Annotated in this window: 17 protein-coding genes and 1 tRNA gene; 7 read left to right on the plus strand and 11 right to left on the minus strand. The window is 70.4% G+C overall.

The genetic code is table 11. From position 1 onward, the window contains the following. Positions 1 to 20: 20 nt before the first annotated feature. The gene (locus IE262_RS16365) at positions 21 to 1,259 is read right to left on the minus strand and encodes an amidohydrolase family protein (protein WP_189874422.1); all 1,239 of its coding nucleotides are present in this window, start codon (positions 1,257 to 1,259) and stop codon (positions 21 to 23) included. 5 nt (positions 1,260 to 1,264) lie between these two features. Beyond that, a complete protein-coding gene (locus tag IE262_RS16370) occupies positions 1,265 to 2,668 on the minus strand; it encodes a type I glutamate--ammonia ligase (protein WP_134037460.1) in 1,404 nt (467 codons plus the stop codon). A 211-nt stretch (positions 2,669 to 2,879) separates the two neighbouring features. Here IE262_RS16370 and IE262_RS16375 point away from each other — a divergent pair, with 211 nt between their 5' ends. The 4 genes from IE262_RS16375 to IE262_RS16390 all read left to right on the plus strand — a co-directional run bounded on the left by IE262_RS16375 (position 2,880) and on the right by IE262_RS16390 (position 8,040). Next, entirely contained in the window at positions 2,880 to 3,686 is an 807-nt protein-coding gene (locus tag IE262_RS16375) for an NPP1 family protein (protein WP_134037462.1), read from the plus strand. A gap of 85 nt (positions 3,687 to 3,771) precedes the next feature. Beyond that, positions 3,772 to 3,845, plus strand: a tRNA-Pro gene (locus IE262_RS16380). 381 nt (positions 3,846 to 4,226) lie between these two features. Beyond that, positions 4,227 to 5,762: an acyl-CoA dehydrogenase family protein gene (locus tag IE262_RS16385; protein WP_166681662.1), complete on the plus strand. Its 1,536-nt coding sequence runs from the start codon at positions 4,227 to 4,229 to the stop codon at positions 5,760 to 5,762. A gap of 73 nt (positions 5,763 to 5,835) precedes the next feature. Continuing rightward, positions 5,836 to 8,040 (plus strand): MMPL family transporter, encoded by a 2,205-nt coding sequence (locus tag IE262_RS16390; protein WP_189874424.1) that lies wholly within the window; start codon positions 5,836 to 5,838, stop codon positions 8,038 to 8,040. 18 nt (positions 8,041 to 8,058) lie between these two features. Here the strand turns inward: IE262_RS16390 and IE262_RS16395 are convergent, their stop codons facing one another. The 5 genes from IE262_RS16395 to IE262_RS16415 form a co-directional block, all read right to left on the minus strand. Beyond that, a complete protein-coding gene (locus tag IE262_RS16395) occupies positions 8,059 to 8,418 on the minus strand; it encodes a DoxX family protein (protein WP_189874426.1) in 360 nt (119 codons plus the stop codon). A 132-nt stretch (positions 8,419 to 8,550) separates the two neighbouring features. Continuing rightward, positions 8,551 to 9,192, minus strand: coding sequence for a LuxR C-terminal-related transcriptional regulator (locus IE262_RS39455; protein ID WP_208329741.1), 642 nt, complete (start codon positions 9,190 to 9,192; stop codon positions 8,551 to 8,553). Between the two features lie 474 nt (positions 9,193 to 9,666). Continuing rightward, complete coding sequence (locus IE262_RS16405) at positions 9,667 to 11,886, minus strand: NADP-dependent isocitrate dehydrogenase (protein WP_189874428.1); 2,220 nt, start codon at positions 11,884 to 11,886, stop codon at positions 9,667 to 9,669. Positions 11,887 to 12,861: 975 nt separating this feature from the next. Next, positions 12,862 to 13,950, minus strand: coding sequence for a mechanosensitive ion channel family protein (locus IE262_RS16410; protein WP_189874430.1), 1,089 nt, complete (start codon positions 13,948 to 13,950; stop codon positions 12,862 to 12,864). A gap of 254 nt (positions 13,951 to 14,204) precedes the next feature. Then, the gene (locus tag IE262_RS16415) at positions 14,205 to 15,218 is read right to left on the minus strand and encodes a lysylphosphatidylglycerol synthase transmembrane domain-containing protein (protein ID WP_189874432.1); all 1,014 of its coding nucleotides are present in this window, start codon (positions 15,216 to 15,218) and stop codon (positions 14,205 to 14,207) included. Positions 15,219 to 15,359: 141 nt separating this feature from the next. On the opposite strand from IE262_RS16415, the gene IE262_RS16420 reads away from it, so the two are divergent. Next, positions 15,360 to 17,273 (plus strand): ABC transporter ATP-binding protein, encoded by a 1,914-nt coding sequence (locus tag IE262_RS16420; RefSeq protein WP_229877295.1) that lies wholly within the window; start codon positions 15,360 to 15,362, stop codon positions 17,271 to 17,273. A gap of 107 nt (positions 17,274 to 17,380) precedes the next feature. Here the strand turns inward: IE262_RS16420 and ppk2 are convergent, their stop codons facing one another. Continuing rightward, entirely contained in the window at positions 17,381 to 18,184 is an 804-nt protein-coding gene (gene ppk2, locus IE262_RS16425) for a polyphosphate kinase 2 (protein ID WP_189874434.1), read from the minus strand. Between the two features lie 181 nt (positions 18,185 to 18,365). On the opposite strand from ppk2, the gene IE262_RS16430 reads away from it, so the two are divergent. Beyond that, on the plus strand, positions 18,366 to 19,379 hold the full coding sequence (locus tag IE262_RS16430; protein ID WP_134037484.1) for a 2-hydroxyacid dehydrogenase: 1,014 nt from the start codon (positions 18,366 to 18,368) through the stop codon (positions 19,377 to 19,379). 17 nt (positions 19,380 to 19,396) lie between these two features. Here the strand turns inward: IE262_RS16430 and IE262_RS16435 are convergent, their stop codons facing one another. Both IE262_RS16435 and IE262_RS16440 read right to left on the minus strand, forming a co-directional pair. Further along, the gene (locus tag IE262_RS16435) at positions 19,397 to 20,110 is read right to left on the minus strand and encodes a CBS domain-containing protein (RefSeq protein WP_189874585.1); all 714 of its coding nucleotides are present in this window, start codon (positions 20,108 to 20,110) and stop codon (positions 19,397 to 19,399) included. A 41-nt stretch (positions 20,111 to 20,151) separates the two neighbouring features. Beyond that, positions 20,152 to 20,616 (minus strand): Crp/Fnr family transcriptional regulator, encoded by a 465-nt coding sequence (locus IE262_RS16440; RefSeq protein ID WP_134037487.1) that lies wholly within the window; start codon positions 20,614 to 20,616, stop codon positions 20,152 to 20,154. 298 nt (positions 20,617 to 20,914) lie between these two features. Here IE262_RS16440 and IE262_RS16445 point away from each other — a divergent pair, with 298 nt between their 5' ends. Then, a complete protein-coding gene (locus IE262_RS16445) occupies positions 20,915 to 21,772 on the plus strand; it encodes a universal stress protein (protein ID WP_189874436.1) in 858 nt (285 codons plus the stop codon). Positions 21,773 to 21,799: 27 nt separating this feature from the next. On the opposite strand, the gene IE262_RS16450 is transcribed toward IE262_RS16445, so the two are convergent. Beyond that, positions 21,800 to 22,183, minus strand: coding sequence for an STAS domain-containing protein (locus IE262_RS16450; protein WP_189874438.1), 384 nt, complete (start codon positions 22,181 to 22,183; stop codon positions 21,800 to 21,802). Positions 22,184 to 22,318 lie beyond the last annotated feature (135 nt).

Here is a 22,318-nt window from a genome sequence, read left to right on the forward strand (position 1 = left end):
CCGCTCGAAGCGGAGGTGGGTCAGCCCTCGGTGAGGCCGTCCCGGGGGAGCCCGTAGACGCGGCATGCGTTGCCGCGGCCCGTCCATGTGGCGATCCGGAGCGCATCGGACAGGCCCAGTTCGTCGGCGTCCACGCGGGACTGGAGCAGGTCGGCCAGCCCTCGCCGGAAGGCCAGGGCGCCGAGGTGGAAGAACTCCGCGACGCCGTAGGCGTCCGAGCTGTGCAGCAGCTTGCGGAACGGGGCGATCTCCAGTGCCTCCTCCAGCACCGCCCGCCCGCGGGCCGGGCCGACGTGGTGCAGGGTGAGCCCGACATCGAGGTACACCTGCTCGAAGACCGCCGCCAGGTACGCGGCCTGCCGCTGGTAGGGCCAGCAGTGCAGCAGCAGCACCGGGACGGTGCCGGAGGTCAGGTGCAGCCAGTCGGTCAGGTGGGTGGGGTCCACGCGGTGCATCCGGATGTCGCTGTCCCCGAAGCCGACGTGGAGTTGGAGGGGCAGCCCCAGGTCGACGGCGGTCCACAGCAGGTGGCGCACGAGCACCGGGTCGTCCAGCCGGGGCCGCGGCTCGGGTGCCCTGCCGCCCGTTTCCCCGCCGTCTCTTCCCACGGCGCCCAGCCACCGCGCGGCCGCCGCCGTGACGTCCGCGTCCGACGGGCGGCTCGGGTCCAGGTCGAACCCCGTGCGGTAGGCGGCCACCGACTTCACCGCCACCGCGCCCCGCCGCCGGACGGCGTCCCGAACGGCCGCGGGGAACGCGGTGGCGTACTCGCCCGGCTCCACACCCTGAGCCGCCAGGGCCTCGGCGACGCTCTCCAGCCGTACGATCTCGTACGCGACCGCGTCACCGGCCACCGCCGCGAGTTCCGCCGGTGTCGTGACGCGGTCCGGGGCGTACCCGGTGTCGACGCAGAACACGTCGGTCCCCGCGGCCGTGACGAACCGCCGGTTCACCTCGCGCCAGCCCAGTTCGGCCCGTCGCGCCAGGTACTCCGCGGCGGGCGCGTGCCGTGGCAGGTCCAGTACCGGAGCGCAGTGCCGGCGGATCGCCACGCCGACAGGGGTGTCGAAGGGCGAGATTCCACTGCTGTGCCACGCGGCGCCCTCGGTGATCAGCGACTCGAACCTCTCCGCGCCCGGATCGGCGGTGACCACGCCATGGCAGTGGTGGTCCACGAGCGGCAGCCCGGCGAGGGCCTCGTGGACCGGTCCGGTGGCGGGGGAGGCGGGGGAGGCGGGACCGGTCCGGGTGCGACTCACGCCGGTCAGTACTTCCACCGGTACGCCGCCGCCACGAGTTCGTCGTCCAGTCCGGCCGCAGCCGTGGCCTCCCCCTGACGTACGGCGATCACGGCATCGGCCAGGACCGGCTCCAGGGCGGCGCGCAGCACCTCGTCCCGGCGGAACTCCTCGACGGAAGCATCCAGCGACGTCGGCAGACGGTGCACGCCCCGGGCCGCCGCTTCCTCGGCACCGAGCCGCGCCGGGTCCCCGTTGATCTCCTCGGGCAGGGACGCGGCCGACTCCAGGCCGTCGAGCCCGGCGGCGATCAGGCAACCGAGGGCGAGGTAGGGATTGGCGGCCAGGTCGACCGGCTTGACCTCCAGGTTCGCCTCCAGACTCTGGCGGCCCGTCGTGCCGGTGATGACGCGCACCGCGGTCTCACGGGTCTCGCGTCCCCAGGCGGCGAACACGCCCGCCCACTGCGAGGGCCTGAGCCGCAGATGGCTGGCCGGGGAGGGGGCGGTGACGGCCGTCAGCGCCGGGAGGTGCGCGAGCAGGCCGGCCACGAACGACTCGGCCTCGGCCGTCATGCCGTACCGCCGGTCGCCCCCGGCGTGCAGGTTCACCCCGTCGCGCCACGCGGAAAGGTGAACGTGCCCGCCGTTGCCGACACCGGCGGCGAGGACGGCCGGCGAGAACGACGCCCTGAGCCCGTGACGCCGCGACACCGCCCGGATGGTCTGCCGCACCAGCACACTGCGGTCCGCGGCGGCCACCGGGTCCAGCGCGCCCACGGAGATCTCGAACTGACCGGCCGCGTACTCGGGGTGGATCTGGTACACCTCCACGCCCTGCGCCGCGAACGCCGTCAGCAACTCCATGGTGTAGTCGCTCAGTTCGACCTGCCGGGTGGCGCTGTAGGCCGGGCCGGTGACGCCGGGGACGAACGTGTCACCGGGCGCCGTGGCCTGCCCGACGACCCACTCGACCTCGACGGCCGCCTTGAACTCGATGCCGTGACGCAGGGCCGCGTCCGTGACGATCCGGCGCAGGAAGGTGCGGCTGCACGCCGGGTGCCGCGCCCCCTCCTGAGTGATCCGGTCGACCGGGGCCCACGCCCAGCCGGGCTGGGCGGACAGGGCCACCACCTGGTCGAGATCGGGGTAGAGGCGCAGGTCGCCGTCAGGGGAGCCGAGTACGTCCGTGGACACGATGGAGTCGTTCGCGAGGAACGTGTCGAACACCGGCGACATCCCGACCCCCCAGGCCGACGCCGAGGCGAGCCGCGACACCGGGATCGTCTTCACCCGGCAGATGCCCGCGGTGTCGACGTAGGCGAGAACGACACCGTGCACACCCTTCGTGGACAGGTCCTTGGCCTGTGCCCTGGCCCGCCCCACGTCTTTCGGGCGACCGCCGGGGACTGGATCGGCCAGGGTCGTCATACGTCCTCCTCGCGTGCTCGGTGCTCCGCTCAGGGTTTCACGGCCACCGCCCCGAACTGCGGTACCACGACGGGGGAGCCAAGTCGGCACGCCAGTACGAGCACGACACCCCCGCCCTATTGGCTGACGCTTCATCGCCGTGACACCCGCTGATCTTCGATGCGTCAACGCGGTTCGCCGACACTGTTCTGGGCATGTCAATCCTGCTTGAATGCCCCCACCCCCACGGCTGAACCAGGAGGACGCAGTGAAGACGCGTGCGCGGAGTCTCCGCAGAGCAACCTTCGTTTCCGGCAGCGCTGTCGCGCTGGTGATCACCTTCGCCGGCAGCGCGCTCGCAGCCCCGCCCCGGGCCCTGCCCGCCAACGCGGACACGACCGAGCAGACATGGCAGCCGGCGTACGACTACGACACGGACGGCTGCTACTCCACGCCCGCCATCGGGCCCGACGGAACCGTCAACGGCGGCCTCAACCCGACGGGAGCGCTCAACGGCGAGTGCCGCGACGCCTCGGACCTCGACAACACCAACGGCTACTCCCGCTACAAGTGCAACAACGGCTGGTGCGCCGTCATGTACGGCCTGTACTTCGAGAAGGACCAGGCCGTGGCCGGCAGCAGCATCGGCGGCCACCGCCACGACTGGGAGCACGTCGTGGTGTGGGTGCAGAACAACCAGGCCCAGTACGTCGCCACCTCGGCCCACGGCAGCTTCAACATCTACACCCGCGACCAGATCCGCTGGGACGGCAACCACCCGAAGATCGTGTACCACAAGGACGGCATCAGCACACACGCCTTCCGCCCCGCGAACTCGAACGACGAACCGCCGGAGAACCACAAGGGCACCTGGCAGTACCCGCCGTTGGTCGGCTGGAACGGCTACCCCGCCGGTCTGCGCGACAAGTTGAGCGCGTACAACTTCGGCAGCGCCAACTTCGGCCTGAAGGACGGCAGCTTCAACTCCCACCTCGCGGCGGCCAAGCCGTCCGGCATCGCGTTCGACCCCAACGCCTGACAGCCGGGCAGCGGGACACCGCAGCCCCTTGTCCATGTGAGGTAGGCTCGTCCTGCGTGAACGCGGGAAACCCGCGGCAGCGCATCGGGACGTGGCGCAGCTTGGTAGCGCACTTGACTGGGGGTCAAGGGGTCGCAGGTTCAAATCCTGTCGTCCCGACTTGCACCATGCACGGCAGAGGCTGTTCCTGAGGAGTCAGGAACAGCCTCTTCGTCGTTCGTGGGGACCGGACGGGAACCCTGACCGGCCATGGCCCGGAGTCCAGCCCGCACGCACTCATGGTCCTCCAGGACGAGGTCGCGCGAACGACGCCCCGGTGGCCGGGACTACGCGCATTTCCGTCCGGTGGCGGAAGATTCCCTTTGCCCACGCCGGTAGCTTTTCCGTAAAGCTGCGAAGTCGCTTCAGGGAAACCGAGAAACTACCGGTGGAGAACGAATGACCGTCGAACAGGTGTTACCCCCGTCTCCCCTGAAAGGAGATCACGATTCTCTGCCCGCCGTCGCGGATACGGGCAGCGCCGCACGCGCGGAACGGCTGATGTCGTTCCTGCGTACATACGCCGAGGGGCGCGTCAATTCCGCGCTGATGGACGACCGGCGCAGTGTGACACCGGCCGCGATTCTCGATCTGGGAAAGGCCGGCCTGTTCGGACTCCAGGTCGCTCAGAAGTACGGAGGCCTGGAACTCTCCCACGCCGACGCCTACCGCGTGATAGCGCAGGCGGCGGTCATGGACACCAATCTCGCGCTCATCGCGGGCGTGCACAACGCGATCGGAGTGACGCCGATCCGCGTGTTCGGTGACGACAGGACCAAGGCGGTGGTCCTGCCGGAGATCGCCCGGGGCAGGAGCCTTGCGACCCTCGCGGTCAGCGAACCCGGCGCCGGATCGAATGTACAGGGCATCACGACGACGGCCACCGCGGTGCCCGGCGGCTACGTGGTGAACGGGCGAAAGTGCTGGATCAGCCTCGGCGCCTGGGCCGGCCATGTGAACCTGCTGGCGAAGACCACGGACGAGCAAGGGCGGCCCACGGGACTGTCGGCGTTCCTCGTGGAGGGGCACAGCGACGGTTTCGTGCCCGGCCCGGAAGCCGTCACCCTCGGCATGAAGGCGTTCCCGCAGAACCGCATCGACATCACGAACCTGCGGCTGCCCTCCGAGGCCCTGCTCGGTGCCGAAGGCCAGGGAATGGCCGTGGCCCAGAGCGCGTTCTACGGCGGACGCGGCATGCTCGGCGGGGCGTGCGTCGGTGTCATGAAGCGCTGTCTGCAACTCACCGGCCGGTTCGCCGCGCGCAGGCACGTGGCCACGGGCACGCTGCTCCACAACGGCCGCGTCCAGCAGATCCTCAGTGAGTGTGTGGCGGCGACCCGCGCGGTCGAGATCCTCGTCCACCAGGTCGCCCATGACCTCGACTCCGGTCGAGAGGTCTCGCCGGAGCTCTATTCGGCCTGCAAGATCCTGGCCACCGAGCTGGCGTTCCGGGTCGCGGACTGGTCCGTGCAACTCCTCGGCGGGCGCGGTTACCTCGACACGAACGTCATCGGACAGCTGTTCCGGGACATCAGGCTGCTGCGCATCTTCGAGGGCGCCACGGAGACACTCACGGTCTACATGGGATCCGTCATCTCCAAGGAGCCACGGAATCTCATCGAGCTCGTTTCAGGCCGATACCGAGCCGTGGGGACCATGGAACTGCTCGGAAAGACCTACGACCGCCTGGTGGCCGGACTGCCCGCATCGGACCGGGGACTGCGGGCCGCTCTCCGCGACAAGCACATCCTGGCCAGCGTCACGGGCGAGCTGGCCTGCTGGGGACTGCTGTCCGCCATGACGGAGTACACCGCGCACCGCACCGGTACGGAACTCGACCGGTACACCGCGTTCTGGGCGGGCCGGCAGCTCAATGACCGGGTCCAGCAGGCCGGGGACACGAAGCGGCAGTTCGAGGTGCTCGACGCCGCCTTCCTCTCCGAGCAGATCGCCACGTACGCGACGGAGATCGGCGACGTCCAGCAGAGCCTGGCCGGAGAGGACCGACAGCTCGACGTGCTGCTGAGCCGGCCTTGACGGACCGCCTTTCCTGTCCCCACCTCGGTAGTCCCCAAGTGAGCCGTAGTCCCCATGTGAAAGGTGCGGTGTGATGTTCGCACGGCTGGGCGGCCTGGTCGTCCGAGCGCGCTGGCTGGTGATCGCGTTGGCCGTCGGGGTCCTCACTGTCGGAGGAGTCTGGGGTACACGCGTCGTCGATTCACTGAGCGACGGGGGGTTCTACCCGGAGCACGGTCCGAGCGCCGAGGCGGACCGGCGTATCGAGAAGGAGTTCGGCAGGCAGAACGCCGACGTCGTGGTGGTCTACACCTCCGACCGGTCCACGATCGACGACGCGTCGTTCACCGACCCCGTGCGGAACAAGCTCTCCGACCTCGCGAAGCGCAGCGAGGTCGCCGACGTACGGTCCTACTTCCGCACCGGTTCTCCGGCGTTCGTCTCCCGGGACGAACGCTCCACCTTCGCGGTGATCAGTCTGGTCGGCACGGACGAGGAGACACGTGCCGACCAGTTCGAGAAGGTCAAGCACCTGCTCCCCGTATCCGGAACGACGACGCTCGTCGGCGGCCGGGAGGCGGCGCTCGCGGACTTCAACAAGAAGACGGAAGAGGGAATCCTCACCGCGGAGATCATCGCGACACCGATCCTCACGGTGCTCATGCTGATCATCTTCGGAGGTGTCGTCGCGGCCTCCATGCCGCTCGTCGTGGGTGTGCTCGCGGTTCTCGGCGGCTTCACCATCACCAGGCTGCTGACCTACGTCACCGACATCTCGGTCTTCGCCATCAATGTGATCACCATCATCGGGCTCGGCCTGGCCATCGACTACTCGCTGTTCATCGTCAGCAGATTCCGTGAAGAACTCGCGGCCGGGGTCGACGAACGGACGGCCGTCGTACGCACCATGGCCACGGCGGGACGGACCGTGGTCGTGTCCGGTGCGACGGTGCTCCTGGCCCTCGCCGGACTCCTGATCGTTCCGTTGCCGTTCCTGCACGGCATCGCCCTCGGCGGCGGCGCCGCGATCGGGGTGGCGATCGTCAGCGCGCTGGTCGTGCTGCCGGCCGTCCTGGCCGTCCTCGGCAGGCGCATCGACGCCCTGAGCATCCGCGGCGGCCGAGGACCCCGCCGCCGTGACATGAGCGAGGGCACAACCGAGGGCACGAGCGGTGGCGATGCTCTCGGAATGTGGGCGAGGATCGGCTCCGCCGTGATGCGCAGGCCCACCGCCTGGCTGGTCGGAGTCCTCGCCGTGCTGACCGTGGCGGCCACGCCCTTCCTCCACGCCACCTTCGAGACCGTGGACGAGCGGGTCCTGCCCGCGGGCACGGAAAGCCGTGTGGTCGCGGAGACGCTGAAGTCGGAATTCCCCGGCGGCGCCGACGGGACGCTCCTGCTGATGGTCGACGGAGGCGGGCGTGCCGCGGCGGACACCGTCAGTGGTGCCGTCAGGCGCATGGACCACGTGGTCTCGGTGACCCCGATCGCCACCGAGGGCCGGGCGACCCTGTTGCAGGTGAAGGCATCGGACGGGGAACAGGGGCCCGGAACTCGCGCCCTGGCCCGGGAACTTGACCGACTCGCACCACCCGACGGCACCACACTGCACGTGTCCGGGCTGGCCGCACAGGTCAACGACCAGATGGACGCCATCGCCGACGGGCTGCCCTGGCTGGCGCTCACGGTGGTCGGCGTGACGCTGGTGATGCTCTTCTTCGCCTTCGGGTCGATCCTGATGCCCATCAAGGCCGTCCTGATGAATCTGGTGTCCATCGGTGCCGCGTTCGGCGCGGTGGTGTGGAGCTTCCAGGACGGCCATCTGGCGGGAATCCTCGGGTTCACCGCGCGGCCCGTCGAAGCCAGCAATCTCGTACTGATCCTGGTGCTGCTCTTCGGGCTGGCCACCGACTACGAGGTGTTTCTGCTCTCCCGGGTGCGGGAGGAGTGGGACCTGAGCGGTGACAACACCCGGTCCGTCATGGTCGGAATGCAGCGCACCGGCGGGATCATCACGGCTGCCGCGCTCCTGCTGATCGTGGTGGTCGCGACGTTCACCACCGGAGGGGTGAGCTTCCTCAAACTCATCGGCATCGGCATGACCGTCGCCATCCTCGTGGACGCCACACTCGTCCGGATGGTCCTGGTGCCGGCCACGATGAGGATTCTCGGTGACGCCAACTGGTGGGCGCCGCGCCCCTTGCGCCGCTTCTACGCCACGTACGGGATCAGGGAGAGCGCCGAAGTCCCGGCGGCACGGGGCCAAACCGCCACTGCGTCCCGGACGACCACGGTCTGAGCGGCGAGGAGTCCCTTGTCAGGCCGCCATGTGCGCCACGTACAGCGCTGCCGTCGACGCGACGGAGACCAGTACCGCCGCGTCGACGAGCAGCGTGGGGAACGGCGCACGCGCCCTCAGCCGAGTGGCGAGCGCGCCGATCATCAACGCCAGGAGGCCGATCGACGACGTCAGCCCGAGCGGCGGGGCCAGCAGACCGAGCATCAGGCCGCTGCCACCGGCCAGTTCCAGACCACCGATGACGGGCCACAGGGCGGGCACGAGACCCAACTGGTCGCGGACCTCCAACGACTGCCGGATTCCCAGCACCTTGACGCCGCCGGTCGACAGGAACAGGAGGCCGAGTGCCGGGGCGAGCACGGTCAGCGCGACATTCATCGGTGTCCTTCGGCCGTCTCCGGGGTGTGGTCCGGGAATCATAAGCGGCCACCCCACCCGTGAGGAGCCGATGGCACGGGCCGACGGTGTGATCCCGTCGGCCCTTGGCCTCGGCCTGGGCGCCCCACGCCGTCAGGTCGGTGTCAGGACACGATGCGCGTAGACGATGAGTTGCGTCCGGTCCCGCAGGTCGAGGACGCGCAGCATCGCGGAGACGTGACTCTTCACCGTGGACCTGCTCACGCCCAGGAAACCGGCGATCTCGGAGTTGGACAACCCACGGGCCACCAGCGCCAGTACCTCCCGCTGACGGGAGGTCAGCCCCGTCTGCCCTTCCGTCCTGGCGGAGAACCATGCCGCATCGCTCGGTGCGCCGCCGTCGAGCAGGGTCTGCATCATGCTCTCCGGCAGTGCGGTTCCGCCGTCCGCGACGGTCATGATCTCGCTCACCAGACGGCGTGTGGGGCAGTTCTTGAGGATCACACCCCGAGCACCGGCCCGCAACGCCTCGTAAGCGGAGGGGCCCGTGTCCGCCATGGACATCGCCACCACATACGGAGAGACATCCGCTGCCGCGATCAGGTCGCCGACGAGTGCCGAGGTCTCCGGCGCCGAGAGGTGGTCGATGCACACGGTGATGACGTCCGCCGTGCAGGTCCGGACGGTCCTCACACATTCCTGCCGGTCGAAGAACTGCCCCACCAGCTGGATGCTCGGCTCGTTCTGGAAGAGTGAGGCCAGTCCTGCCAGGGTCAGGAAGTTGGGGTCGTACACGATCACCCGGACGGTGCTCGTGGATACGGTGGCCGCCGCTCCTCGACCCGCTTTACGGTCGAGTTCCCCGAGTCCCACAGGTTTCCTCGGGCGACCGTGAGATAATTTGGAAACCTTTGAAGTCCGGAATACGTCCGTCAACAGAAAATCCCCCGTCTCTCATTGGCCACATCCTCGGCCGTGCCGTGCGGGTCCGGAATGCCCGAGGAGTGCCGGTACCGTGCCCAACCAGGATACTGGTGAGCTGCGACCGGGGTGTTATGGCGTCGTTTCTTGTGATTGCCGTTATGTGTTGTGTCCAATTTGGTTGCTGAATTTGATTGAGTTATGTCGAGGTCGAGTTGATGTCCTGATTTCCCGGTCTGCCGCGCGGTGCGGCAGACAAGACGCCGCCCCGGCCGGAAAAGCTTCCGGCCGGGGCGGCGGGGTGCGGACCATCGGTCCGCCGATGGCGCTGGTGGTGCTGGTGGCGTGTCAGGCGAGCGAGGCCAGCGTCTCGTTCCAGGTCGCCGACGGGCGCATGACGGCCGAGGCCTTGGCCGGGTCGGGCTGGTAGTAGCCGCCGATGTCGGCCGGCCGGCCCTGGGCGGCGATCAGCTCGTCGACGATCTTCCGCTCGTTCGCGGTGAGCGTGTCGGCGAACGGGGCGAAGGCCTTGGCCAGGTCCGCGTCGTCGGTCTGCCTGGCCAGCTCCTGGGCCCAGTACAGGGACAGGTAGAAGTGGCTGCCGCGGTTGTCGATGCCACCGACGCGACGGGTCGGGGACTTGTCCTCGTTGAGGAAGGTCGCCGTGGCGCGGTCGAGGGTGTCGGCGAGGACCTGGGCGCGGGCGTTGCCGGTGAGCTTGGCGTACTGCTCGAAGGACGGTACCAGGGCGAAGAACTCACCCAGCGAGTCCCAGCGCAGGTAGTTCTCCCTGACCAGCTGCTGGACGTGCTTCGGGGCGGAGCCGCCGGCGCCCGTCTCGAAGAGGCCGCCGCCCGCCATCAGCGGGACGACCGACAGCATCTTGGCGCTGGTGCCCAGCTCCAGGATCGGGAACAGGTCGGTCAGGTAGTCGCGCAGCACGTTGCCCGTGACGGAGATGGTGTTCTCGCCGCGGCGGATGCGCTCCACGGACAGCTGGGTCGCCTCGACGGGGGACAGGATCCTGATGTCCAGGCCCTCGGTGTCGTGCTCCCGCAGGTACTGGTTGACCTTGGCGATCAGGTTGGCGTCGTGGGCGCGGGTCGCGTCCAGCCAGAAGACCGCCGGGTCGCCGGTGGCGCGGGCGCGGGTGACGGCCAGCTTCACCCAGTCCTTGATCGGGGCGTCCTTGGTCTGGCAGGCACGGAGGATGTCACCGGCCGAGACGGTCTGCTCGATGACGGCGTTGCCGGACTGGTCGACCAGGCGGACCGTGCCCGTGACCGGGATCTCGAAGGTCTTGTCGTGGCTGCCGTACTCCTCGGCCTTCTGCGCCATCAGGCCCACGTTCGGCACCGAGCCCATGGTGGCCGGGTCGTAGGCGCCGTTCTCACGGCAGTCGTCGATCACGGCCTGGTAGACGCCGGCGTAGCTGCTGTCCGGCAGGACCGCGAGGGTGTCGTGCTCCTCGCCGTCCGGGCCCCACATGTGGCCGGAGGTGCGGATCATGGCCGGCATGGAGGCGTCGACGATGACGTCGGACGGGACGTGCAGGTTGGTGATGCCCTTGTCCGAGTCGACCATCGCGAGCGCCGGGCCCTCGGCGAGTTCGGCGTCGAAGGAGGCCTTGATCTCGGCGCCCTCGGGGAGGGACTCCAGGCCCTTGAAGATGCCGCCGAGGCCGTCGTTGGGGGTCAGGCCGGCTGCGGCGAACACCTGCCCGTACTTGGCGAACGTCTTCGGGAAGAAGGCGCGCACCACGTGACCGAAGACGATCGGGTCGGAGACCTTCATCATCGTGGCCTTGAGGTGCACGGAGAACAGCACGCCCTCGGCCTTGGCCCGGGCCACCTGCGCGGTCAGGAACTCGCGCAGCGAGGCGACGCGCATCACGGAGGCGTCGACGACCTCGCCGGCCAGCACGGGTACGGACTCGCGCAGGACCGTGGTGGAACCGTCGTCACCCTTGAGCTCGATACGCAGGGTGCCGTCCTCGGAGATCACCGTGGACTTCTCGGTGGAGCGGAAGTCGTCCACGCCCATGGTGGCGACGTTCGTCCTGGACTCGGGGGTCCAGGCGCCCATGCGGTGCGGGTGGGTCTTGGCGTAGTTCTTCACCGAGGCCGGGGCGCGGCGGTCGGAGTTGCCCTCGCGCAGGACCGGGTTCACGGCGGAGCCCTTGACCTTGTCGTAGCGGGCGCGGATCTCGCGCTCCTCGTCGGTCTTCGGGTCGTCCGGGTAGTCCGGCAGTGCGTAGCCCTGGCCCTGGAGCTCGGCGACCGCGGCCTTCAGCTGCGGGATCGAGGCCGAGATGTTCGGCAGCTTGATGATGTTCGCCTCGGGGGTCTTGGCGAGCTCGCCCAGCTCCGCGAGGGCGTCCGGGATGCGCTGGCCCTCCTCCAGGTACTCCGGGAACCCGGCGATGATGCGTCCGGCCAGCGAGATGTCACGGGTCTCGACGGTGACCCCGGCCTGTGCGGCGTACGCCTGGATCACCGGCAGGAAGGAATGGGTCGCCAGGGCGGGCGCCTCGTCAGTGTGGGTGTAGATGATGGTCGAGTCAGTCACCGGGTGCTCCGCTCCACGTCTGCAACATTGCTCGACATCAAGATATCTCGTGACCGACCGGGGCTCGACAGGGGTGCGGTATCGGTTTGGGTGGGGGTGGCTGGGGGCGGTATTCGGTGGGGTGCGGGCCCCGGTTTTGTTCCGCCCCCGCCGCCCCTACCCGTCCCGTCCCCAGGGGCTCCGCCCCTTCGACCCCGCCAAGGGGGCTCCGCCCCCTGGACCCCAGCTGGGCCGAGGGGGTGTGGCCCTGGGGCCCCGGGCCGAGGGGCTGTGCCCCCCGGAACTCACCAGCCAAGGGGCTCCGCCCCTTCGACCCCGACTGAGGGGACTGCGTCCCTGCACCCCTACCAGACCGAGGGCCGTGCCCCTGGGAATCCCGGGTCGAGGGGCTGTGACCTCTGGAACTCGCGGCCGAGGGAATTGTGCCCCTTCGACCTCGGCTGCCCCCTCGGAGTCTGGGGTCGAGGGTTGTGTTCCGGGGAATCCCGGGCCCAGAGAGCTGTGGCCTCCTGGAACTCGCGGCCGAGGAGGCACCGCCCCTTCGACCGCGGCCGTGGGGACTGCGTTCCCTGGACCTCTCGGCCGTGGGGACTGCGCTCTCTTCGACCCCGCCGAGGGGACTGCGCTCCCTGGACCCCTCGGCCGAGAGGACAGCGCTCTCTCTTCGACCCCGGCCGAGGGGCTGCACGCCTGGAAGGCCCGGGTCGAGAGGCTGTGCCTCCTGGAAACCCACCAGCCGAGGGGCTGCGCGTGCCTCGGGGCCGGCGTCAGGTCGTGGGTCCGTCCGGCACGAACGCCGCGCCCAGCGGCCCCCGGCTATGGGGCTGCGCCCTGGGCCTCCCTTCGGGGCTGGGCCCCTGCCTCGGTTTTGGGGGGCCTCCGCTCCTCAAACGCCGGAGGGGCTGGCTTGTGCGGGCGGCGCCGGACGGCGTGCGGGGACCCCATCGGCCAATCGGGCCCAACCGGGCTCAACCCCTACGGGACCACCTCGGTCACCTCGGCCGCCATGGCCTCCCGCTGGTGGGGAATCCCCGCCACGCCCGGCTGGAACATGACCGTGCGCCGCGGTGACGGTATGCGGATGCCCTCCGTCTGGTACCGCTTGTGCAGCCGCTTGATGAACTCGTGCTTGATCCGGTACTGGTCGCTGAACTCACCCACGCCCAGGATGACCGTCATGCCGATGCGCGAGTCCCCGAAGGTGTGGAAGCGGACCGCGGGCTCGTGGTCGGGCACCGCCCCGGTGATCTCGGCCATCACCTCGGCCACGACCTCCTCGGTCACCCGCTCCACGTGCTCCAGGTCGCTGTCGTACCCGACACCCACCTGGACGAGGAGGGTCATCTGCTGCTCGGGCCGGTTGAAGTTGGTCATGTTCGTCCCGGCCAGCTGGCCGTTGGGGATGATGACCAGGTTGTTGGAGAGCTCCCTGATCGTCGTCTGACGCCAGTTGATGTCGGTGACATAGCCCTCCTCGCCGCTGCTCAGCCGGATGTAGTCACCGGGCTGCACCGTCTTCGAGGCCAGGATGTGGATACCCGCGAAGAGGTTGGCGAGGGTGTCCTGCAGCGCCAGCGCCACCGCGAGACCGCCGACACCCAGTGCGGTGACCAGCGGGGCTATGGGAATGCCCAGCGTCTGGAGAATCACGAGGAAGCCGATCGCGAGGACCACGACCCGCGTGATGTTGACGAAGATCGTGGCCGATCCCGCGACGCCGGTACGGGACTGGGTGAGGGTGCGCACCAGCCCGGCGATCAGACGACCCGAGGTGATCGTCACCACGAAGATCAGCAGCACGGTCAGGGCCTGGTTGACGTTGTGCCCGACCGTGCTGGTCAGCGGCAGCAGAACCGCCGCGGCGGCCGCACCTCCGACGATCGCACCCCAGGGCACCAGTGTCCGCAGCGCGTCGACGATGACGTCGTCACCGTTCCAGCGCGTGCGTGTCGCGTGCCTGCCGAGCCAGCGCAGCAGCATGCGCAGCACGAACGCCAGCAAGAGGCCCGCGGCCAGGGCCACTGAGGCCATCACGAGATCGTCGAGTGTGAGTTCCCGGTTCATCGGTCGCCTCCCGAAGGACGCTGCGAACGGCCCGCGGGCCGGATGTGATGTCTCGTCACCTTGCCACCTGCTCTGATTCCGGTCTGCACGATCACGCCCGGACGTGTGTACGACGTCGGGCATGACCGCTCATCCTGCCGCATGCGGGTGGCCACCCGTCAGCGGACTTGTCTTAACTCGCCACCGACGTCGTTGAGTTGTATGGGGGCGTTGTACGGTGTCGTGGCCCACGCCCGGCGGGACTCCGCCTCCGCTCAGATCACCTTCAGCCGGACCAGCGCCCCCAGGGTCAGCGCCCCCGGCAGCAGCGGCAGCCACACCGTGATGATCCGGAACGCCAGCACCACCGCCGTCGCCACGGCCGCCGGGCCGCCCGCCGCCACCAGCGCGATCACCAGCGCCGCCTCCACCGAGCCGATGCCACCGGGCGTCGGGATGAGCGCGACCGCGACCGTGGCGGCGAGATACGCGACGACCATGTGGGTCACGGGCACGTCGAGGCCCAACGCCAGCCCCACGGTGGTCAGTACGGCCGCCTGGAGCAGAGGGAACGAGAACGAACCGCCCCACAGGGCGAGCACACGGGCCGGACGGGTGTGCACCGAACGGGCCTCGGTGAGCGCCGTACGCAGGAAGGACAGTGCCGCCGTACGCACCCGCCGTACGGCGGCCAGAACCACCACCGCCACGCCCAGCACCACTCCGGCCGCCAGCATCAGCGGGCCGGCCGCCGTGTCGGGGAGCAGGGCGCCGAGCCGGAGCGCGCCGGGGAACGCGACCAGCAGGGCCAGCAGCAGGCCCACACGGGCGACCGACTCGGCCAGCAGGTACAGCGCGAGCGCGGCGGAGGAACGGGCGAGGGGCACCCCGCACACCGTCATGAAACGCAGGTTGACCGCCGTCGCGCCCAGACCGGTGGGCAACAGGTGGTTGGCCGCGCCCGCCGCGAACTGCGTCGCGAGCAGGCGCCGCACGGGCAGCCGTTCGACGAGCGCCCCCTGCCGGGTGACCGCCGCCGCGACCCAGGTGAGGCAGGTCACGCCGCCGGCCGCCACGAGCCACGGCCACTGGGCGTTGCCCAGGTGCCCGAACCCCTCCAGGAGCACATCGTGGTGGCGCACGGCGACCACCAGGACAAGCGCGAGCGGAACCAGGCAGAGGATCTGGCGGAGGGGGAGGCGGCGGCGAACGGGAATGCGGCGGATGGGGATACGCGAGGCGCGGCCGGAAAGTCCGGAGCGGCCCTGGGGGAGTCGTACCGCGGTCACGTCCGAAGAGGTTTCCCGCCGCGCACCAACGGGCGGTTGCGGGCGCGGGGACGGCGGCTGACGCTCAGGACAAGGAGAGACGGCAGACGCAACCTCCTTGACCTCAAGAATGCTTGAGGTCCTAACCTCTGGTCCATGAGCATGGAGACCACCGCCTGGACCCAACTGCACAGCGTCATGAACGCGCAGGAGCGCAGACCCGTCGCCCGCGCGACGCTGCGCCGCATCGCCGCCTTCGCCCGCCCGCACCGCAAGCGCATCGCACAGTTCGTCCTGCTGAGCGTGGTGACAGCGTTCCTCGCCGTCGCCACGCCGGTGCTCGCGGGGCGCGTCGTGGACGCCATCGTGTCCGGCCACGACGAGGCCGTCGTCGTGCGCCTGGCCGTGCTCATCGCCCTTATCGCGCTCGCCGAAGCCGCCTTCGGCCTGCTCGGCCGCTGGCTGTCGGCGACCCTCGGCGAGAGCCTCATCCTCGATCTTCGGACGGCTGTGTTCGATCATGTGCAGCGCATGCCCGTCGCGTTCTTCACACGCACCCGTACGGGAGCGCTCGTCAGTCGTCTCAACAACGACGTGATCGGTGCGCAACGGGCGTTCAGCAACACCCTGTCCGGAGTGGTGAGCAACCTCGTGACGCTCCTGCTCACCCTCGCCGTGATGCTCACCCTGTCCTGGCAGGTCACACTGCTCTCCCTGGTTCTGCTGCCGGTGTTCGTGGTGCCCGCCCGGCGCATGGGCCGCCGCATGGCCGGACTCCAGCGGGAGGCGGCGAACCTCAACGCGGCCATGGGCACCCGGATGACCGAGCGCTTCTCGGCACCCGGCGCCACCCTCGTCAAGCTCTTCGGGCGCCCCGGCGACGAGTCCGCGGAGTTCGCGGCGCGGGCCCGGCGGGTACGGGACATCGGGGTCCGGACCGCCATGGCGCAGTCGGCGTTCATCACGGCCCTCACCCTGGTGTCGGCCCTGGCGCTCGCCCTGGTGTACGGCCTCGGCGGCTGGCTCGCGCTGCACGACACCCTGGAACCGGGCGCGGTGGTCTCCCTCGCCCTCCTGCTGACCCGCCTCTACGCGCCACTCACCGCGCTCGCCGGGGCGCGCGTCGAGATCATGAGCGCCCTGGTGAGCTTCGAGCGCGTCTTCGAAGTGCTGGACCTGAAGCCGCTCATCGAGGAGAAGCCGGACGCTCGGGCGGTCCCCGACGGCCCGGTGGCCGTGGAGTTCGAGAACGTCCGCTTCGGCTACCCGTCCGCCGACAAGGTCTCCCTCGCCTCGCTGGAGGAGGTCGCCTCCCTCGACACCCGCGGCGGCGCCGAGGTCCTGCACGGAGTCTCCTTCCGCGCCGAACCCGGTCAGACCGTCGCACTCGTCGGCTCGTCCGGCGCGGGCAAGTCGACCATCGCGGGGCTCCTGCCCCGGCTGTACGACACCGACGACGGCACCGTCCGCATCGGCGGCGTGGACGTCCGCGACCTGACCGCCGCATCGCTGCGCCAGACCCTCGGCATGGTCACCCAGGACGGCCACCTGTTCCACGACTCGGTACGCGCCAACCTGCTGCTCGCCCGGCCCGACGCCACGGACGACGAGGTGTGGGACGTCCTGAGCCGTGCCCGCCTCGACACCCTCGTGCGCTCCCTGCCCGACGGCCTGGACACGGTCGTCGGCGAACGCGGCTACCGGCTCTCCGGCGGCGAACGCCAGCGCATGACCATCGCCCGCCTGCTGCTCGCCCGCCAGCGTGTCGTCATCCTCGACGAGGCGACCGCCCACCTCGACAACACCTCCGAAGCGGCCGTCCAGGAAGCCCTCGCCGAAGCCCTGGAGGGCCGGACGGCCGTGGTCATCGCCCACCGCCTGTCGACGGTACGGGCCGCCGACCTGATCCTGGTGGTCGAGGCCGGCCGGATCGTGGAACGCGGCACGCATGAGGAACTCCTGGCCACGGGCGGACGCTACGCGGATTTGTACCGTACGCAGTTCGAGAAGCACGTGGTGGAGGCCGGGGCCGCCGGTGTGACGGGGATCGATCCCGCCGAGGAGCCGGCGGCGTAGGGACAGGGAGGAGCCGGCGGCGTAGGCAGGGACCTCCGGCTCGGCCGTGTCGCCGCGGGCCGCCGGCGCCGCCCCCGCGGTGACCGGGCCACCGCGGGCGACACGGTTCAGAGGGTCGCCGCGTGATCGGGGACGTACGTCTGCAGATCGCGCGGCGTCCGTTCGTAGCCGGTCGACGGTGGGCGCGCCGGCAGGTCCAGCACCGTCGGCGGCACCTCGTGATAGGGCACGGTGCTCAGCAGGTGCGCGATCATGTTCAGCCGGGCCCGCCGCTTGTCGTCGCTCTCCACGACGTACCACGGTGCCTCCGCGATGTCGGTGTGCACCATCATCTCGTCCTTGGCCCGGGAGTACGCCTCCCAGCGGCTGATCGACTCCAGGTCCATGGGCGAGAGCTTCCAGCGCTTCGTCGGATCCTCCAGCCGCCGCCGGAACCGCGCCTCCTGCACGTCGTCACTCACGGAGAACCAGTACTTCCGCAGCAGGATCCCGTCCTCCACCAGCATCCGCTCGAAGATCGGGCACTGGCGCAGGAACAACTGGTGCTCCTCCTTGGTGCAGAAGCCCATCACGTGCTCCACCCCGGCGCGGTTGTACCAGCTGCGGTCGAACAGCACGATCTCGCCGCCGGCGGGCAGCTGCTCGACGTACCGCTGGAAGTACCACTGGGTGCGCTCGCGCTCGGTCGGCTTGGGCAGGGCCACGGTCCGGGCCACCCGCGGGTTGAGGTACTCGGTGACCCGCTTGATCGTGCCGCCCTTGCCCGCCGCGTCCCGTCCCTCGAAGATGACGACGAGCCGGGCTCCCTCCGCCCGTACCCACCCCTGCAGCTTCGCCAACTCCGTCTGCAGGCGTCGCAGTTCCCGCTCGTACACCGTGCGCGGCACCTTCGCCGCCTCTGTGCCGGCCATGCCGCCTCCAAGGTCGAACGCCCCAACAGCACCGTAACCCGGGCACCGGCATGGAGCGCCGTCCCTGGTCGTGGTGCGCACCCCCAGAGGGCCTAATGGTGGGCCCCGTCGCCGCTGTCGCCCTGCCCCTGGCGTCCTACGGTGGAGAGGTGACCACCCGCCCCGAGGGAGGAGAGCGCGCGTGGAGATCGTCGCGTACGGCGTCCTCAAGGACGAGGAACCACTGTTGCGGGCGGTGTTCGACCGGGCGTTCCGGGGCCGTCATGAGCTGCGCTGCCTGGAGCTGTTCCTGAACCGGGACACCGCACCGACCGCCGCCGGACACGAGGTCGTGCTCTGCGGTGCCAACGACACGCTGGACGCGGAGGTCCTGCGCACGCTGGCCGGAGGCGGCACACGGATGCTCGCCCAGCGGGCCACCGGCTTCAACAACATCGACCTGACGGCGGCCGAGGCACTGGGGCTGACGGTGGCCAGGGTGGCGTCCTACTCGCCGTACTCGGTCGCCGAGTTCGCATGGGCCCTGGCGCTCGCCGTCGACCGCCGGATCGTCCGCGCAGCCGGACGGACCCGGGAGTTCGACTTCCGGCTCGACGGACTGATGGGCCGCGACCTGCACGGCCGGACCGCGGGGGTGGTCGGCACCGGCAGGATCGGAACCGCGTTCGCCCGGATCGCCCACGGCTTCGGCATGCGGCTGCTGGGCTGGGACGTCACCGAGAACCCCGACTGCCTGGCCCTCGGCATGCGGTACGTCGAACACGAGTGGCTGCTCGCCGAGGCGGACGTGGTCAGTCTGCACGTCCCGCTCCTGTCGAACACCCACCACCTGGTCGACGCCGAGGCCCTGGCGCTGATGAAGGACGACGCCATCCTGATCAACACCAGCCGCGGCGGCCTGGTCGACACCGACGCCCTGCTGGAGACACTGCGCGCGGGGCGTCTCGGAGGCGTCGGCCTGGACGTGTACGAGGAGGAGGCGGGACTGTTCTTCCTCGACAAGTCCCTGGAGGTCATGACCGACGAACGCCTGGCACGGCTCATGACCTTCAACAACGTGCTGGTCACCTCACACCAGGCGTACTTCACCCGGGACGCCGTCGAGCAGATCGTCGAGACCACCGCCCGCAACGTCGAGGACTACGTCGCGGGCCGCACCGGGGACAACACCCTCGTCCCGCCCCCGCAGAGCTGAGGCGGGCCCCGGCACGCTCAGCCCTCCCGGGTGGTGGCCACCCGGGAGGTGCCCTGCTCCGAGAAGTCGAACTCCACGTCCACGACACCCTCGACGGCCCGGACCAGACGTGCGGCCACCGGGAGGAGGGCTGGGTCACGCACCCGTCCGCTGAGCCTGACGACGCCGTCCTCCACCGTGACGCGAACGGCCGACGCCGGCTCCGGGAAGAGGTACGCCACCACCTCCCGGCGGACCTCCTCGGCGATCTCCTCGCCGTCGCGCAGGAACACCTTGAGCAGGTCGCCGCGGCTGACCACGCCCTGCAGCAGGCCCACGTCGTCGACCACGGGAAGCCGTTTGACCTTGGCGTGCGCCATGGTCCGTGCGGCCTGGGCGAGCGTCGCGTCCGCGTGGACGGTCAGGGCGGGAGAGGTCATCAGCTCCCCGGCGGTCACCGCACCGGCCTTCTCCAGGTCGGCCGGGTGCCGCAGCCGCCCGGCCGGGGTGCGCCCGGCCGGGCGAGACCGGTACCGGGGGAGGTCGAGGTCGCTGTCGCGGAACTCCTCCTTGGGCAGCAGATCGGCCTCGGAGACGACCCCGACGACGCGGCCCTCGCCCTCCAGGACGGGCAGGGCGCTGACCCGCCAGTCCCGCATCATCCGCACGATCTCCTTGAAGCCGGCCTCGCGGCCGATGGCGGCGACGGTGTGGGTCATCACATCGCTGACGATGTGCGGGGTGTCGTGCATCATGCCTCCCTGGACGCTGTCGTTTCCGGCTCGCCGGGTGGTCACAGGTGGCTGCCGCTGCCGTAGGGGGCGTACAGGTCCAGGAGCCGGGTGCGCGCCGAACGCAGACGGTGGGCGAGGATGTCGCCCACCCACCGGGCGACGCTCGCGCCGAGCGCGGGGTCCTCCTCGCACATCAGGCGGACCGCGGTGGCGTCGAACTCGTAGGCGCGCACCGGGGTGGTCGTCTCGGCGCCCAGGTGCCAGGTGTGCGGCCCGAACAGCCAGGACCAGCCGACGAGTTCGTTGTGCCGGAGGTTCTCGATGACGACCGCGCGACGACCGGGCACCCGCATGTCGAGAGCGATGGTGCCCGTACGAATGATCCAGAACCGGTCGGCACGGCCCCCTTCCTCGAAGAGGCGGGCGCCCAGGGGGAACGACACCTCGCGGGCGATGCGCATCAGCCGGTCCCGGTGCTCGGCCGGCAGGGCCTGCAGCATGCCTGGGGTTGCGGGAGCGGTCATGGCCTGCCTCCAGTACGGGCGGACGAACCAACCTGACACGTCCAGCGTCTGCCCTGCCCCGGGCCGGGCCCAAGGGCCACCCGGCCCCATGGCGGGGCCGGGCGGTACCACGGCGGAGCCCTCCCAGCGCGCGGTGCCCCGTGCGGGAGCCGGAGCCGGAGCCGGGCCCCAAGGCCCCAGCGGAAGGGCCTGAACGGCCCCAGCGGAGAAACCCGTCTCCCCACGATGCTCGTACCAGAGGAGCAGGGGAGCAGGAGACCAGAGGAGCGAACAGGGCCGGACGGAGGAGGTACGCAGCATGCTTCGGCAGGTCACCGTGGGAGTCGACGGTTCCGCCGAGAGCCTCGCCGCCGCGCACTGGGCGGCCCGGGAAGCCCTGCGCCGGGGAGCCTCGCTGAGGCTCGTGCACGCGTGGCAGCGGCACCCCCGCCCGGCACCCGTACCCGCGGGCACCAGTGAGCGCGACCGGGCCGAGCAGACCCTCGACCGGGCGGTCGCCAGTGTCCGTGCCGCACATCCCGGGCTGCGGATCGTCGCCGCGCTGGTGCCCGGCTCCGCGGTCGACGCCCTGCTCACGGCGGCCGCCGAGGGGGAACTGCTGGTGCTCGGATCGCGAGGGCTCAGCGGTGGCGCGGGGTTCGCGGTCGGCTCCGTCTCCCAGCGGGTCGTCGCCGGGGCGCCGCACCCCGTGGTGCTCGTCCGCGCGGGCGTGGCGTCCGCCGACGAACACCTTCCGGTGTCCGACGGTGTCTCCCCCGAGGAGATACCCGAGACCCCGTACCGCGATGTCGTCCTCGGACTGGACACCCCGCGCCCCGGCGACGAGCTGATCGAGTTCGCCTTCGAGGCCGCCCGGCACCGCGCTGCCGGACTGCGCGTGGTCCACGCCTTCAGCGTTCCCTCCGCCGAGGGGGCCGGCCCGCGCACGGATCCGCTGCGCCCATGGCGCGAGAAGTTCCCCGGGGTCCCCGTCACCGAGACCGTATCCGGCGAAGGACAGGCGGCCACCGCGCTGATCCGCGCGTCGTCGCGAGCCTCCCTCGTGGTCGTGGGACGCCGGACCCGGGGCAGCCGGCTCGGCACGCGCATCGAGCCCGTCACGCACGCGGTACTGCACCATGCCGGCTGCCCGGTCGCGGTGGTACCGCACGCCTGAACCGGCCGCCCCCTGGCCGGGCTCCGGTCAGGTGGGGAGGGCGGCCTCATCGGTGCGTGAGCCGAGGGCCTCGGACAGGTGGCCGTACACCTCGAAGACACCGCTCAGGTAGGTGCCGCGCAGGATGCGCAGGAAACAGGCGCTGTCCGTGACCAGCCGCAACCGGCCGTCCCGGGCCCTGGTGCGGTTCCGGGCCCGGCACAGGAGACCGACGCCCGTGCAGTCGATGAAGGTCACGGGGCGCAGGTCGAGCACGACGTCCGGGTGCGGACCCGCGGTCAGGGCGTCGAGGCGTGCCGCGACGGCCGGCGCCGTGAGGATGTCGATCTCGCCACGCAGCACCACGACGGTCGTGCCGCCGACGGTGCGCTCGCTCTGGCACGGCGCGTGCCCGGTGTGCTCTTCGGCCATGAGTCCAGGAGATCCGGCGCGGCCGGGAACGCGTAAGGGCCGGTCGGTCCCCGCTGCCCGGGCGTCCGGGACCGACCGGCCCCAGGCGGACGTCCCAGGACCTGGGCACTATGGAGGTGGGGAGCCCACTCATCG

Source organism: Streptomyces bluensis (assembly GCF_014650715.1).
In the GTDB taxonomy this organism is placed as follows: domain Bacteria; phylum Actinomycetota; class Actinomycetes; order Streptomycetales; family Streptomycetaceae; genus Streptomyces; species Streptomyces bluensis.

What these genes read in the sequence shown, in the direction of transcription:
- IE262_RS16370 (WP_134037460.1), bottom strand. Translation starts at nt 2,668, where the DNA reads ATGACGACCCTGGCCGATCCAGTCCCCGGCGGTCGCCCGAAAGACGTG.
- IE262_RS16375 (WP_134037462.1), top strand. Translation starts at nt 2,880, where the DNA reads ATGCCCCCACCCCCACGGCTGAACCAGGAGGACGCAGTGAAGACGCGT.
- IE262_RS16385 (WP_166681662.1), top strand. Translation starts at nt 4,227, where the DNA reads ATGTCGTTCCTGCGTACATACGCCGAGGGGCGCGTCAATTCCGCGCTG.
- IE262_RS16390 (WP_189874424.1), top strand. Translation starts at nt 5,836, where the DNA reads ATGTTCGCACGGCTGGGCGGCCTGGTCGTCCGAGCGCGCTGGCTGGTG.
- IE262_RS16395 (WP_189874426.1), bottom strand. Translation starts at nt 8,418, where the DNA reads ATGAATGTCGCGCTGACCGTGCTCGCCCCGGCACTCGGCCTCCTGTTC.
- IE262_RS16410 (WP_189874430.1), bottom strand. Translation starts at nt 13,950, where the DNA reads ATGAACCGGGAACTCACACTCGACGATCTCGTGATGGCCTCAGTGGCC.
- IE262_RS16420 (WP_229877295.1), top strand. Translation starts at nt 15,360, where the DNA reads ATGGAGACCACCGCCTGGACCCAACTGCACAGCGTCATGAACGCGCAG.
- ppk2 (WP_189874434.1), bottom strand. Translation starts at nt 18,184, where the DNA reads ATGGCCGGCACAGAGGCGGCGAAGGTGCCGCGCACGGTGTACGAGCGG.
- IE262_RS16435 (WP_189874585.1), bottom strand. Translation starts at nt 20,110, where the DNA reads ATGCACGACACCCCGCACATCGTCAGCGATGTGATGACCCACACCGTC.
- IE262_RS16440 (WP_134037487.1), bottom strand. Translation starts at nt 20,616, where the DNA reads ATGACCGCTCCCGCAACCCCAGGCATGCTGCAGGCCCTGCCGGCCGAG.
- IE262_RS16445 (WP_189874436.1), top strand. Translation starts at nt 20,915, where the DNA reads ATGCTTCGGCAGGTCACCGTGGGAGTCGACGGTTCCGCCGAGAGCCTC.
- IE262_RS16450 (WP_189874438.1), bottom strand. Translation starts at nt 22,183, where the DNA reads ATGGCCGAAGAGCACACCGGGCACGCGCCGTGCCAGAGCGAGCGCACC.